Here is a 12,625-nt window from a genome sequence, read left to right on the forward strand (position 1 = left end):
GTGCTGCTCTTTACAAGAGCAGCACTTTTTTTACGGTATAAAATTAAGCGATGAGGTGTACTTTGCGTTCTTCATTATGTGCATATTTGTCATCTCGGTTTTGCGCCTCCATACGTTCACTCCTTTGTTAGTAGATCAGTTAGTTATTCATATTCCATTTCTTTAAAAAGCGTGTAGCGAAAATAAAACAACGCTCTTTAGGAAGGAAGAAAGTAAGGAACAGGAAATGAAAGAGCAATGAAGAAATAGTAAAAAGGTGATGAAATGATGAAAAAATGGAAAAGGCACTTACTACTCATATTCAGTATGGTGGATGGATGAAAATCAAAAAAATGTATCTAATGGAGATGCGCTGTACGCGTTTGTGTTGGAAGTGAAATAAGGAGAGAGCATATGCAAACCCTATTATTCTCATTGGACCTATGTGCGCTGGGAAAACGACGGTCGGTGAAAAAGTAGCAGAAAAACTAAATATTCCTCAGTGCTCAATGGATGAAGTGCGTTTTTCCTATTACCGGGAAATAGGATTCAGCAAAGAAACACAGCAAAACATTCGAGAAGAACAAGGATTTCAAGACATGTACGCCTATTGGAAACCGTTTGAAGCATATGCCGTTAAAAGAATACTAGAAGAGTACAAACATGCGGTTATTGATTTTGGCGCCGGCCACTCAGTGTACGAAGACAGAAAGTTGTTTCAACAAGTAGAAAAAACATCAAAACCTTATCCGTCTCTGTTTTTATTGCTTCCGAGTTCTGATAGGGAAGAGTCCATACAGATATTACATCAAAGATTGCAACAAATAACGGATGACAAAGATGTCTTTGAACTTAACAAACATTTTGTAACGCATCCATCAAATCACAAATTAGCAAAGCAAACGATATACACAAAGGGAAAGTCGGCAGATACAGTAGCGGAAGAAATTATTTCATATGTATAAAAGGAGTGAAAGCAATGATTAAAAAAGTCGGTCAAATTATGGTATATGTAAACGACCAAGATCAAGCGGTAAAGTTTTGGACAGACAAAATGGGATTTCAAGTTATTTCTGAACAAGATAATGAACAAGGCATGAAGTGGATTGAGCTAGCACCGGTAGCGGGTGCCGAAACAACAATTATCCTTCATAACAAACAGCTAATAGTAAAAATGCAGCCAGAATTAAATGTTGGGACCCCTTCACTGCTATTTTTTACAGAGAATTTGGATGAATTATACAGCAATTTAACTGCTAAAGGCGTAACGGTGGGAGAAATCGTATCTATGCCTTCAGGACGAGTTTTTAACTTTTCAGACAGTGAAGATAACTATTTTGCAGTTATGGAAAACGCGAATAGTAAATAGAGAAAAAACAAAGAACACCGGAAGAATGTATATTCTTTCGGTGTTTTAACTGTAAAACAGGATGAGTTACTCTTCATTGTCATCTGCTTAATTGTAGTAGCAATAGTATTTTTTATAGATTTACTCCTTTCTTTATTACTCAACATTATGCTTGTATACACGTTTATTAATATTCGTTTTATTTTTCCAGAACGTAATAAGCCATTTTATAAATCAAGGAGTGATAATTCTCATGTTAAAACTAATAGGAGAAAAAGTGTTGTTAAGAGAAGCAACACAAGAAGATGTAAATGAACTTTATTATTGGAAATACGAAGAAAAAAACCAAGAAGCAAAAAAGTGGAACGCTCCGTACATACCAGAACGAAAGCTCACGAAAGAAGAGTATATAAAGTCATGGGAAAAAGAGTATGAGCTTTTTCCATCAGTTCCCCGAATACTTGCGGTTATTATTAATGAAAAAGCGCTGGGAACAGTGAGCAGTTACTGGGTGGACAAACATACAAACTGGCTAGAAACGGGAATTGTCATTTATAACTCACACTATTGGAGCCGAGGATATGGAACGGAAGCTTATGGCATGTGGATCGATTTTTTATTTGAGTCTACATCCTTGCATAGACTCGGCATCTCCACGTGGTCAGGTAATACCAGAATGATGAAAACAGCTGCAAAAATAGGGATGAGTGAAGAAGCAAGAATTAGAGAAGCTCGTATCGTAAACGGTGAATATTTTGACAGCATCAAAATGGGAATTCTGCGAAGGGAATGGGAAAGTAAGCGTAGCAAAAGGTTTGATATGAAAGAATACAAAGGGAAATCAAGGCGCTAATATACATTGTTGAATCATTTAAAGCTTCTTCCATTATGAATGGAAGAAGCTTTTCTTATGTGCAATCATGTCATCTGTCAGATCAAGCGTGTATAAAATAAAAAAGAGAAAAGTTTGTATATGGCTGCTGAAGCTGTTTGCTGTGTAAAAAACATCAGGGAGGGAAATCCATGCGAGTAAACTTCGAACGGTCCACAAAAATAAACGTGAATACGAAAAAGGAGAGAACACTTCAGTTCATGTTAAATGTAATAGGAATACTTATGTTTATGGGGATTTTGATAAGGTGGTGGACTGTGCCGTTCGCTGTTAACAAGGATCTTCGAATTTATTATAATCAAGATTTTCAAATGACGCTGAATGAGTGCAAGGATTTTCTTGCGTTTGCTTTATGTACGGCAGGTATTTATTTTGCTTTAGTAAATGTTTACTTTTTGGGCAAATCAGGCAGAAAATTAGTCTATACCATTCTTGTGTTACTTGCTGCTTTTACCTTTTCCATGATGCTTACGCTCTTGTTATAGCCGCCCATTAAATGTTAGAGATAAAGGCATAGGTGTAACTTAAAAGAAAAAGGTCAGCGCTTTTTTCTCCTTTGACTTGTTTTACGATTTTTTCTATACAAAAAACAGGGAGGTCTTTAAACATATTCATTAATTGAGCTTTCATACCAATCCTACCTTTTGCTGTTTTTACCTCACATATATGTAAACATTCTCTATGTTATCTTCGGGTGAAGGAAAATGGACGGTAGAAACAGCTGTAGACCTTCAAACAGCTACACCGTTTATTGCGATGTCTTTACTGATGCGCTATCGCTCTCTTGAAGATGATACGTTTACAGGAAAGGTAGTTTCCGTGCTTCGAAACGAATTTGGCGGTCATGCTGTGGAAAAGAAATAACAAATGAAATAGTGGGTATAGTAAAAAAAACTAATGGAGGAATGAAAAGATGAAATTCTTTATTGATACTGCAAACCTTGACGATATTAAAAAAGCATACAAATTAGGTGTTTTATCTGGAGTCACAACAAACCCTTCTCTTGTTGCAAAAGAAGGCGTAAAGTTTGAAGATCGTATTGAGGAAATTTTAAAAACAGTCCCAGAAGTAGAGTCCGTTTCAGCAGAAGTGACACCAGATGCCGAAACAGCAGAGGAAATGATTGCGCAAGCAGAAGAATTAATTAAAATTAACGGCGGCGATCAAAACATTACGATTAAGCTTCCAATGACAATCGCTGGACTAGAAGCAACTCGCTACCTTGCTAAAAAAGGTGTAAAAACAAACGTAACGCTTATTTTCACCGTAAACCAAGCGCTTTTAGCAGCTCGTGCAGGTGCAACATATGTATCTCCGTTCCTTGGTCGCCTTGATGATATTTCAGAAGACGGCGTACAGCTTGTGGCTAAAATTGCAGAGCTGTTCCGCATTCAAAACATCATCGATTCTCAAATCATTGCGGCTTCTGTAAGACATCCGGATCACGTTACACGCGTAGCTCTTGCCGGAGCTCATATTGCAACCATTCCGTATTCAGTAATCGAGCAGCTTGTTAAACATCCTTTAACAGAACAAGGAATTGAAAAGTTTGCAGCTGATTGGAAAAACGCTGTTCAAAAATAAGCAAAAGATAAAGAACGTGCACATTCTAGAGAGAAGATGCTCACGTTCTTTGAAGCTAATATCCCTAAAGAGGTAAACATTATGAATACAGTAGACGCTAAGATTATTAAAACCCAATACGGTTCAGAGCTTTACGTAGACGACGTAGAACATATTAACTTTAAAAGCCTTCATGCGCCGGAAGCAAATCAGCCGCTTTATCGCATTGAATTTGAGATTGGCTACTTTTTATTAAAAGAACATAGATATTACGAATATGAGCAAAACTATTTTTGGCTTGCAGTAAGCGAAGATTTTAGTAAGCTAATTATTCAAGAGCCTGATATGGAAAGCTTATTCGGCGCTAAAAGCGAAGAGGAAAGAAAGGCGACGAAAGAGCTGTTAAGTCAGTGGCTCATTCATACGGAAGCATATAAAAATCTATTAAAGCAGCATATTAATGATTGCAAAAAAAGTGATGAAACAAATCAGGACATAACGGCTGTTTTAGAAAAATTACTGAGTGTATCAGCAGCAGACATCGAACAAGCACCCATCGAGAAATTAACTGCCTCACGAGCAGTTTAGCTTAGAAAAGTGAGCTAAGAGTAATAACTGTGAGAAAAAAAGATGCTTCGTTGGACATACGAAGCATTTTTTTGTGTTGTCATCAAAAGAGGGTTTCTTCGTGAAAAATGAATGGATGAAAAGTTTAGTAACAAATATACTGTTTTTATATTGAGGAATTTATTTTAACTTATATGAATTATTCTTGTTGGTTCAGCCATTCAGTGAATCGGTGTATTTTTAAGTAAGCTTAGAAGAAAAAGTTTTGGAACGCCTCCATCTCCTCTGAATAGTTTTACAAAAATTAAGCATAATACGACTGCAAACTATAATTAAGGAGATGGAAAAAATGAAAAAAGGACTTATCATTGCTTCTTCAGTTCTTTTTCTTTCAGGCTTAGCTGCATGTGGAGGAAATAAAGACAATAACGCAATGGATAACACTCAAAATGGATTACGCAACACTTCTACAAACGACGGGGTTGATAACAATATACCAATGGATAACACTGATCAGCCGACCAAGTCAGTTGAAGCAGCACAAAATGTAGAAGATATGAAGGAAGTTGATGATGCGTATGTGCTTCGCGATAATAATAACGCCTATGTAACGGTAGACCTAGCTGGAAATGACGCAGCGGACAATAATGATAACGGCAAGGTCAACAACGTAACGTTTAATGGCGATAATTATCATGAAGTTTCAACTGATTTTGAACAAAAAATTGCAGATCGTGTAAGAGAAGCAGATAGTAAAATCGACAAAGTATACGTGGCATTCGTAAACACAGGCCTAGATAACATGAACAACAATAACGTACCTGGTGTAGATAAAAATGACAAGATGTATAGAGATGATGAAAAAGACAATAACCGTGATCGGGAAGATATTGTAGAAGATCCAAAAGATATGATGGATCGAAACAACAAAGATCAATAACATAACAAAGGCCTCTGATTCACCAGAGGCCTTTGTTTCATTAACTAAGTTCAAGTAAAGAAATAAAAATCGGAAGAACACAGCAAGAGACGGCTGAAATAAAATCAAGCTCGTTCTGTTTTTTAGCAGAAAGCGTGAACTCCATTAAAATAATTGTCAGGATACTCATAAAAAGCGTTGCATAAAAAAGAAAATCGCGCTGACTTTCCAGTAAAAACAACACCGCATTTAAAATCAAAATAACGGCATAAAAAAACTTGAGCAGCAAGTGAAGCTGCATGCTGAATTTATTCTCTTGTTTGTAACGCAAGATATAGACAAAAAAGAAAATAAATAAAGTTAATTGCCATGAGGCAGGAAGTAACTGCTGCCATAGATTGTCCAAGAAACTCATTCCTCCTATAAAACGATGATACATATATGTATAACATACATTTTTATTTTAAAAGTGAAGAGTATCTTTAGGCAAGAACAATTCTTCTTTTTTATTCTTTTTCTTATACAGACTCTCAACATAAAAAAAGAACAGTGATCATGACCATTCCTTTTTACTTCACTTCAATTAAAACCTTCGTGCCGTCTGGAAACTCATCTACTTGATGTGAGATCCAAGACCCGGCGCCTCGGTTGTCTGAAGGCTCTACATATTCAATATCTGCACCGCTTCCGCCTTCTTCACAAAAGGCCATAGGAAACTCATCTCGATCATAGCCGCTTTTAGTCGCAATTCCTTTTAAAGATTCACGGCGGTTTTCCTCAGCACCGTCTCGGTCAATTGTACAAACAGCCGATTTTCCTTTATCGATTGCATGTTGAATATGCGCTGCAGTTTCAGGGTAACGATCAGCAGGGAAGGTAATTACTTCATCGTAGGAGGTATTCGTTGAAGTCGAAGAGTTTTGCTCTAACGGATTTCCTTCAATCATGACAATAATGGCTAATACTAAAATTAAAATACCAGAAACAACTTTTTTCAATCTGTAAAACTCCTTTATAAAACGTTTGTCACTTTTATTTTAAAGCAATATGAAAAAAATGTAAAAACATATAATGGAACTAGCTAGAATTGATAAGATAAAAATAAGCTCACGTTCAGCAGCTGAGCGTGAGCTTATCTCTAATGGTGAGAGTGATGATTATGTGTTTCGTTTTTAGCTGGCTGCAGTGAACGTAAATCTTCTTTAGATAATTTGCCCACAGCTACTTGTTGAGTAGGAAGGATATGCTCACCGCGTGCGTTAATATCCGTTTTAATGTAGTAAACACCATCATCTTTAAACGTTGCTTTGGCTGTATACATACCACCGTTATAGTGCGCTTTGGCTATTTGAACTTTCGCGGGGTCATCTTTTTTCCAAACTTTAAACTGAACGCTTTCTGCGTCATCCACTGTTTTATTTTCTTGCATCACATGCACTTCTACTACGCGTATGCTCTGTGGCTCTATACGTTCAGGAAGCATCACATGCGCAGACAGAGGTTTTGGCTGTTTGTAGAGCTTGTCTGCGTCACTGTTTACAGAGCACGCGGAAAGTAAAATGGTACTGAGTATGACCAATCCAGGTATTTTCCATTTGTTCATTGTTACTGCACCTCACATCGTTTCATGAATCATGCGTTTAAAAACCGCTGCAATACTGGAATTCGTTTGATGACAAAGAAATCTAAAAGCCACACAATAATCAATGACAGCCCGACTAAAGGAAAGACAAGACCAAACACCACGATTATACATGTCACTATTCGCATCGCATTTCCTTCAGGAACTTTGGGAGCGCCCATGTTTTTAGCGGGTTTCCGTTTCCACCACAGTAAGGCTCCGCTGATAACGATACCAGCAATTCCGATACAAATAATAAGACCAATAAGCTGATTAATAAACCCAAACTGTGTGCCTTTATGAAGCGTAATGCCAAGTGCAATCAATTTGCCCATAAATCCATAATTGTCGTACCGATAATCTGCTAAAACGGCTCCGGTATATTGATCGAGGTGAATCGTTGTTTCATCCTGTGCTTTTGGTGAAAAAACAGAGAGCGTATACACGCCTTGAGGTTCTTGCGGAATGGAAATGGTGTAGCCGTCGTGAATATGCTGTTCTTTTGCAATCGTGACAATGTCATCAAGTGATACTTTTGTATATTGCTGAGCCGTGGAGTTTGGAATTTCTAACGTTTCAGCCCCCCAAGGCACGACTGCTACATCTTTCGTTTGCACGGTTGAAGTAGGAGCACTGCCTACCCAAATAGACGGAGGGTACCCAACGCCTGCGTTTGTGGCGATTTGCTGAAACGCATTGCCCCACAGTCCTGACCACGGGAGTCCTGTTAGTACGAGAAAAAGCATCCCGGCTGAAATCCAAAATGCCGGTACCACATGAAGATCTCGTGCAAGCACGTTTTTACCTTTTGAAAAACGAGGAATCAGCACGCCTTTAATTTTGTCTTTTTTACGCGGCCACCATAAAAAGGCGCCGGTTACAATTAAGACAATCGCCCAGCAGGCCGCAAGCTCTACAATGCGATCACCGGCTGTTCCTGCCATCAGCTCTCCGTGAAATTCTTCAATTTGATTCATTAAGCGACTCGAATCATCTAGTTTTCCTACGATATGGCCATTTTGAGGATTAACAAAAATTGTATATGTACGGTCTTTTAATGAAATTCCTACTTCTGAAGAACGAGTAGAGCGATCGCTGGGCTTATAAGTCAACACATCAGCACTTGGATAATTTTCTTTTACGGCCTGTACTTGTGCTGAAGGGGATACGGATTGTGACTGAGCTTGTACATGATACAAGTCGTGGTACAGTCTTTCTTCAATTTGAGGCTTGAATAAATACATGCCGCCAGTAACAGCTAATATAAGAAGAAACGGAGTAAACAGCAAACCTGCATAAAAATGCCAGCGCCATATGGCTTTGTATAGACTCTGAGAACGCGTCGTGATTTTTTTATTTGTACTCGTTGTTTCTTCTCGCTTTTCCTGCATCATTTTTTCTCTTTTCCTCCTTTTTACTAGATAACTTGCTTTTATTATAGAAGGAAAGGAAGGAGTAGCCATCACCCCTGAGAGTGATTGTTAAGGCTTATAAGAGGGAGTCGGTGATAAAAAAAGCATCTGCTTCACGTAGAAAGTGCAGATGCTTTTTCATTTATTTCTTTGCCTTTTTATAATAAGGACCTAGCTGATCAATACGATTTGTCCAAATTCCACCTGAATAATTAGCCGGAAGGCGTTTTATGTCTTCGGTAGAATCAAATCCAGTGGAAAATTCGCTTCCGTTTCCGCCTACAATAATAGTTCGGGTATTGATGTAATCCATTCGATTTAAAAAGCGATTTGGCCATCCCCATAGAAAAGGTCCGATCTTTTCAGGTATATGTAGTTCAGTGTTTTCGCATGCTTTAGGCACATATCCCGTCCATCCGGTTGCTATATACGGAATAAGACAAGATTTCATCGTTGCTTTTGACATAACTTTTAGGTTGGGCATCGCTTTTTTCAGCGAATCAATAGGTTCGTCTCCTCCATACACAGTGATGTTTTTTAAGCGTTCTTTAGAAAGTTGTGACAAGTACTCAGCTAGTTTTTTTCCTTCTTCAGGGTCGTTGCTTTTTACGTGAATAAGAAAGGATTTGTGCGGAAAGTATTTCATCACTTCGTCTAGAGAAGGCATAAGGTTGACTCCTTTTCCGCGAAAAGGATGCGTTTTTCCACCGTCTGCCGTGTAGCCGTATCCAATATCAAACTTTTTTAATTCGGCCATCGTGTAATCTCGTGTTACGCCCGTTCCGTTCGTCCGGCAATCGAGAGTCCAATCATGGAACACAGCAAACTGATTGTCTTTTGTAATGTGAACGTCAAGCTCAACAATGTCAGCTCCGTCTTTAAAGGCTTCTTTTATAGAAGGGATCGTATTTTCTAAAAAAAAATGCTCAGGTTTGTAGATGCGTTCTGCTGTACACGTATCATTTTGAATGCCTTTTATGTTAAATGTTTGAGCTACGCCTCTATGAGCAAGAAGGAGAGGCTGTCCGCTTCTTTTTGTCAATAAAGAGCTATTGTTTATGTATACAAAAGCAGTGATTCCTATCAAAGTAAACCATACATATTTTCGTTTGAAAAGCATTTTCAAAAATTTCATAGCATCCCCCAAGTAGTTGTTTCATTTTAATTCTTATTTCTACAAAATCCTATAAGAATCCGTTCTGATTTTCAATATCCAGACGCTAATAACTTCATTATAGTTTTCAGATAATTTATAAAAGAATAGAATGTTTCACATCTACTAAAACACAAAAAAAACAGCTCGTGAAAGCTGTTAGTTCATTAAGCCATTTTGAAACGCATAGCTTGTCAGCTGTACGCGATTTTCTAAATGAAGCTTGCTTAAAATATTTTTCAAATGGCTTTTTACCGTGTGTTCAGAAATGAATAACTGCGCAGAGATATCGCGGTTTGACAGTCCTTTAGCCACTAATTGAAGTACTTCAAGCTCTCGTGCAGAAAGGGGAGTGTCGGGTTTTGTAATCGATGTTTCCTGCGGAAACTCTTTTAAAATTTGAAACGCAATTTCTTTTGACATAGGAACTTCATCTAAAGCGAACGCACGCAAATAGTCGTACCATACTTCAGACTGCAGGTTTTTTAATAAATAACCCTGTGCGCCTTTTTTCAGCGCATCAAATAAATCCGTAATATCGTCTGAAACGGTGATGACAACAATTTTAACGTATGGAAACTGAAGCTTAATTTGTTTGGTTGCTTCTAATCCATTCATCACAGGCATTCCAATGTCCATTAGCACAATATCAGGCATTAATTTTTTGGTCAGTTCAATTGCTTCTTGCCCGTTGGTTCCTTCGCCAACAATAATAAAATCTTCATATTCTTCTAAAATATCGCGAATGCCTTCTCTCGCGTGAGCGTGATCATCTACAATCAAAATACGAAACGGCTGCATTTACGTAACCTCCTTTTTAATACTAACAGTCGTTTGGTTCTGTTTTCGCTGAATAGAAAAGTCCCAGTTCATATCCTTTGCACGATCTTTCATAATTTGTAAACCAAGCCCGGACTTGAGAGATTCGGAAGTAAAACCTATACCGAAATCTGTAATTTCACAAATCCATCCGCTGGCAGTTTCACTGGCTGTAACCCAGATTTTATTCGTTTTTGCATGTTTAATTACGTTCATAGCCGCTTCTTTCACACAAGCAAACAGCTCATTTTTTTCTTTTCTCGACAGCGTTGTTTCTGAAAGTCTCCAATCTAAATTTACATCTAGTAAATGAGTATGTGTTAAATCATCTACGTATTGATGAATGCTTTCTGTCCAGCTTTCTGAAGAGTCAGAAGGAGAGTGCTTTAAATTTGTAATGGCTTGGCGCGTATCGTCATGGACATGCTGCAGGGTTTGTTTCATTCGGATAAAATCAGGATGCTGCTCTAATTTGTTTTTTCTTCCGAATTTATTCATTTTGACAGATAGGAGAAACAGCGACTGCGCAATGCCGTCATGCAGTTCTCGCGCTAATTTTTCACGCTCAATAAGCGCTGCTTTCTTTTCTTTTTCTTGCCTTAGTTCTTCTTGTATTTTTTCTAAAATAGAAAATAAATAGCGGACAAAGACAAGCGTTACAAAAAAGACAAGCAGCGGAGAAAGCATATTTCCCATGTCCATTGAAATATATAGAAGCAAAAAAGCGTGGCGAACATACTCCCAAAGCGCGATGGTCAGAGTCGGAAGAAGTAAAATCAGCCATTTAATTTGTCTATATTTCACGGTATCCCTTCTTTCGTCCATAAAATGTGTCTATATTTTATCATTTGAGCAGAAAATTGCTAGAGGAAAGAAGAGAAATCACTCTTGAGAGTGATTAGTACCACTCTCAATTGAACGGATAAAAGTAATGGAAGAAGGTCTTATTTGCAATATCATACAAGAAAAATTTTCGAGTGAAGGGTATGGTTAAAAAGCTTAGTATAGAACAAGGAGGGAGCGATTGATGGCAAAAGAAATTCGAACAGCGCACGTTGATGCTGATTTACATATTGAAGCTTACCGCTTTAAAGGAATTATGCAAAAGTTTCCCGCAAGCTGTCAAGCCTTCATCTAATCCCTGCTATAAAGAATCATACATACAGGGAGCTCTTAGCAATTTTCTTAATCCTAAAACAGTATTAGTTTATATTACGTTTATGCCTCAATTTATCAGCTTGGATTTTCATACGAATCAACAGCTGCTTATGCTTGGTTTTATTCTTACTCTCATAGCGGTAGGGTGGTTTTTACTTTTAGTGTATGTAATAGATCACGTGAAAAAGTGGCTGAAAAAACCGGCATTTCAAAAAGTTTTTCAGAAATGCAGCGGATTGCTGCTGATTGGTTTTGGGATAAAGACAATAGTGTAATAGTAGTTATTAAGCAAAAAAGAGACTGGGACAAAAGTATTTTAGTTGAAGGAAGATCCGAACGATGAATCGAGATTCTTGATGGAGAATCCAACTCGTTCGGATTTTTTCATGGTGATGATGTATGTAGTGGGTAGTGGCTTCTAGCTGTTGATTGGAGAGCAAGGCGAAGACTCCTGCGGGAAAAGCGGAATAGGTGAGACCCCGCAGGAGCGTAAGCGACGAGGAGGCTCATCGGCCGCCCGCGGAAAGCGTAGTCTTGCACGGAAATCAACAGCGGTGTAACAAGCAATCCATACTAGATCATTTATCCAATTTGTTCGTCTTTAGATTGGATTGATTTAGTTAGATCGCAATCTCTTTTTTTAACGTTTAAAAACATGTAAACGAAACAATTTGTCGTGTATCCACGCCAAAAATGGTCCAAAAACGTCCGTTCCATCTAAATCCTGCAACCGATCGCGGGCCTACAAAAATAGGAAAATACCAGAAGCTAGAGCCGTTTCTAAGCCATATGAACGTATCGCGGAATAGACATAGAGAAATTGCTCCTGGGTCAACAGCAAATGGAGTTGCCGTTTGTTGAGCTGGAATAAATGCTGGTGGAGGAGAAGTTGGGGCTTGTTGCGGGTTAGGTGTAGGTAAACCACCTGGTGGTCTAGGTGGACCGGGCGGGAGTAGAGGTCCAGGAAATCTTGCTGGGTAAGAATAAAAATCCATGTAATTAATGTCCATTTTTTAATCACCTCTATTTTTTATCACTATTTTATAAAGTATGAGAAAGCTGCCTAAAGGGATTGGGCAAATATAACGTTTTTTATACAGGCCTTTTTGACGAGGAGAAGTTTCGTTCCTAAGTCTGAAATAAATTCCTTCATGAACTCAGTAAAAGATGAATAGGATAAAGTAGATTGTGTT

The 12,625-nt window shown here is 38.1% G+C and carries 16 protein-coding genes and 3 pseudogenes; 11 read left to right on the forward strand and 8 right to left on the reverse strand.

The window, feature by feature from the left end:
- Positions 1 to 422 precede the first annotated feature (422 nt).
- The 8 genes and pseudogenes from M3225_RS07975 to M3225_RS08010 all read left to right on the forward strand — a co-directional run bounded on the left by M3225_RS07975 (position 423) and on the right by M3225_RS08010 (position 5,290).
- On the forward strand, positions 423 to 944 hold the full coding sequence (locus M3225_RS07975) for a shikimate kinase (RefSeq protein ID WP_251392330.1): 522 nt from the start codon (positions 423 to 425) through the stop codon (positions 942 to 944).
- A 14-nt stretch (positions 945 to 958) separates the two neighbouring features.
- On the forward strand, positions 959 to 1,348 hold the full coding sequence (locus M3225_RS07980) for a VOC family protein (RefSeq protein WP_251392332.1): 390 nt from the start codon (positions 959 to 961) through the stop codon (positions 1,346 to 1,348).
- A gap of 232 nt (positions 1,349 to 1,580) precedes the next feature.
- Complete coding sequence (locus M3225_RS07985) at positions 1,581 to 2,180, forward strand: GNAT family N-acetyltransferase (RefSeq protein ID WP_251392334.1); 600 nt, start codon at positions 1,581 to 1,583, stop codon at positions 2,178 to 2,180.
- A gap of 170 nt (positions 2,181 to 2,350) precedes the next feature.
- On the forward strand, positions 2,351 to 2,704 hold the full coding sequence (locus M3225_RS07990) for a hypothetical protein (RefSeq protein WP_251392337.1): 354 nt from the start codon (positions 2,351 to 2,353) through the stop codon (positions 2,702 to 2,704).
- 196 nt (positions 2,705 to 2,900) lie between these two features.
- A pseudogene (locus M3225_RS07995) lies at positions 2,901 to 3,083 on the forward strand (phosphogluconate dehydrogenase (NAD(+)-dependent, decarboxylating)); the annotation flags it as partial.
- A gap of 49 nt (positions 3,084 to 3,132) precedes the next feature.
- A complete protein-coding gene (gene fsa / locus M3225_RS08000; RefSeq protein WP_251392341.1) occupies positions 3,133 to 3,804 on the forward strand; it encodes a fructose-6-phosphate aldolase in 672 nt (223 codons plus the stop codon).
- An 81-nt stretch (positions 3,805 to 3,885) separates the two neighbouring features.
- Positions 3,886 to 4,371 (forward strand): hypothetical protein, encoded by a 486-nt coding sequence (locus tag M3225_RS08005; protein ID WP_251392342.1) that lies wholly within the window; start codon positions 3,886 to 3,888, stop codon positions 4,369 to 4,371.
- A gap of 328 nt (positions 4,372 to 4,699) precedes the next feature.
- Positions 4,700 to 5,290 (forward strand): hypothetical protein, encoded by a 591-nt coding sequence (locus tag M3225_RS08010; protein WP_251392343.1) that lies wholly within the window; start codon positions 4,700 to 4,702, stop codon positions 5,288 to 5,290.
- Between the two features lie 40 nt (positions 5,291 to 5,330).
- On the opposite strand, the gene M3225_RS08015 is transcribed toward M3225_RS08010, so the two are convergent.
- The 7 genes from M3225_RS08015 to M3225_RS08045 form a co-directional block, all read right to left on the reverse strand.
- Positions 5,331 to 5,675 carry a DUF1516 family protein gene (locus M3225_RS08015; RefSeq protein WP_251392344.1) on the reverse strand — a complete coding sequence of 115 codons (345 nt, stop codon included), beginning with the start codon at positions 5,673 to 5,675 and terminating at the stop codon, positions 5,331 to 5,333.
- Positions 5,676 to 5,838: 163 nt separating this feature from the next.
- A complete protein-coding gene (locus M3225_RS08020; RefSeq protein ID WP_285885315.1) occupies positions 5,839 to 6,267 on the reverse strand; it encodes a NucA/NucB deoxyribonuclease domain-containing protein in 429 nt (142 codons plus the stop codon).
- A gap of 140 nt (positions 6,268 to 6,407) precedes the next feature.
- Entirely contained in the window at positions 6,408 to 6,872 is a 465-nt protein-coding gene (locus M3225_RS08025) for a FixH family protein (protein WP_251392347.1), read from the reverse strand.
- A 29-nt stretch (positions 6,873 to 6,901) separates the two neighbouring features.
- The gene (locus tag M3225_RS08030) at positions 6,902 to 8,284 is read right to left on the reverse strand and encodes a PepSY-associated TM helix domain-containing protein (protein ID WP_251392349.1); all 1,383 of its coding nucleotides are present in this window, start codon (positions 8,282 to 8,284) and stop codon (positions 6,902 to 6,904) included.
- A gap of 160 nt (positions 8,285 to 8,444) precedes the next feature.
- Positions 8,445 to 9,437 carry a glycerophosphodiester phosphodiesterase family protein gene (locus M3225_RS08035; protein ID WP_251392352.1) on the reverse strand — a complete coding sequence of 331 codons (993 nt, stop codon included), beginning with the start codon at positions 9,435 to 9,437 and terminating at the stop codon, positions 8,445 to 8,447.
- 177 nt (positions 9,438 to 9,614) lie between these two features.
- The gene (locus tag M3225_RS08040) at positions 9,615 to 10,256 is read right to left on the reverse strand and encodes a response regulator (protein WP_251392354.1); all 642 of its coding nucleotides are present in this window, start codon (positions 10,254 to 10,256) and stop codon (positions 9,615 to 9,617) included.
- Positions 10,257 to 11,078 (reverse strand): sensor histidine kinase, encoded by an 822-nt coding sequence (locus tag M3225_RS08045; protein WP_251392356.1) that lies wholly within the window; start codon positions 11,076 to 11,078, stop codon positions 10,257 to 10,259.
- Positions 11,079 to 11,301: 223 nt separating this feature from the next.
- Between M3225_RS08045 and M3225_RS08050 the strand changes: the two are divergent.
- The 3 genes and pseudogenes from M3225_RS08050 to M3225_RS29465 all read left to right on the forward strand — a co-directional run.
- Positions 11,302 to 11,388: pseudogene (locus M3225_RS08050) on the forward strand (AraC family transcriptional regulator); the annotation flags it as partial.
- Position 11,389: 1 nt separating this feature from the next.
- Positions 11,390 to 11,707, forward strand: a pseudogene (locus M3225_RS08055) (LysE family translocator); the annotation flags it as partial.
- Between the two features lie 150 nt (positions 11,708 to 11,857).
- Positions 11,858 to 11,992: a hypothetical protein gene (locus M3225_RS29465; protein WP_285885317.1), complete on the forward strand. Its 135-nt coding sequence runs from the start codon at positions 11,858 to 11,860 to the stop codon at positions 11,990 to 11,992.
- 87 nt (positions 11,993 to 12,079) lie between these two features.
- On the opposite strand, the gene M3225_RS08060 is transcribed toward M3225_RS29465, so the two are convergent.
- The gene (locus tag M3225_RS08060; protein ID WP_251392358.1) at positions 12,080 to 12,442 is read right to left on the reverse strand and encodes a transporter; all 363 of its coding nucleotides are present in this window, start codon (positions 12,440 to 12,442) and stop codon (positions 12,080 to 12,082) included.
- Positions 12,443 to 12,625 lie beyond the last annotated feature (183 nt).

The sequence above is a fragment of the Priestia aryabhattai genome (assembly GCF_023715685.1).
Taxonomy (GTDB): Bacteria; Bacillota; Bacilli; order Bacillales; family Bacillaceae_H; genus Priestia; species Priestia aryabhattai_B.

Coding starts and splice junctions, on each gene's coding strand:
- M3225_RS08040 (WP_251392354.1), bottom strand. CDS start 10,256: ATGCAGCCGTTTCGTATTTTGATTGTAGATGATCACGCTCACGCGAGA.
- M3225_RS07990 (WP_251392337.1), top strand. CDS start 2,351: ATGCGAGTAAACTTCGAACGGTCCACAAAAATAAACGTGAATACGAAA.
- M3225_RS08010 (WP_251392343.1), top strand. CDS start 4,700: ATGAAAAAAGGACTTATCATTGCTTCTTCAGTTCTTTTTCTTTCAGGC.
- M3225_RS08060 (WP_251392358.1), bottom strand. CDS start 12,442: ATGGACATTAATTACATGGATTTTTATTCTTACCCAGCAAGATTTCCT.
- M3225_RS08025 (WP_251392347.1), bottom strand. CDS start 6,872: ATGAACAAATGGAAAATACCTGGATTGGTCATACTCAGTACCATTTTA.
- fsa (WP_251392341.1), top strand. CDS start 3,133: ATGAAATTCTTTATTGATACTGCAAACCTTGACGATATTAAAAAAGCA.
- M3225_RS08035 (WP_251392352.1), bottom strand. CDS start 9,437: ATGAAATTTTTGAAAATGCTTTTCAAACGAAAATATGTATGGTTTACT.
- M3225_RS07985 (WP_251392334.1), top strand. CDS start 1,581: ATGTTAAAACTAATAGGAGAAAAAGTGTTGTTAAGAGAAGCAACACAA.
- M3225_RS08005 (WP_251392342.1), top strand. CDS start 3,886: ATGAATACAGTAGACGCTAAGATTATTAAAACCCAATACGGTTCAGAG.
- M3225_RS07975 (WP_251392330.1), top strand. CDS start 423: ATGTGCGCTGGGAAAACGACGGTCGGTGAAAAAGTAGCAGAAAAACTA.
- M3225_RS08030 (WP_251392349.1), bottom strand. CDS start 8,284: ATGATGCAGGAAAAGCGAGAAGAAACAACGAGTACAAATAAAAAAATC.
- M3225_RS07980 (WP_251392332.1), top strand. CDS start 959: ATGATTAAAAAAGTCGGTCAAATTATGGTATATGTAAACGACCAAGAT.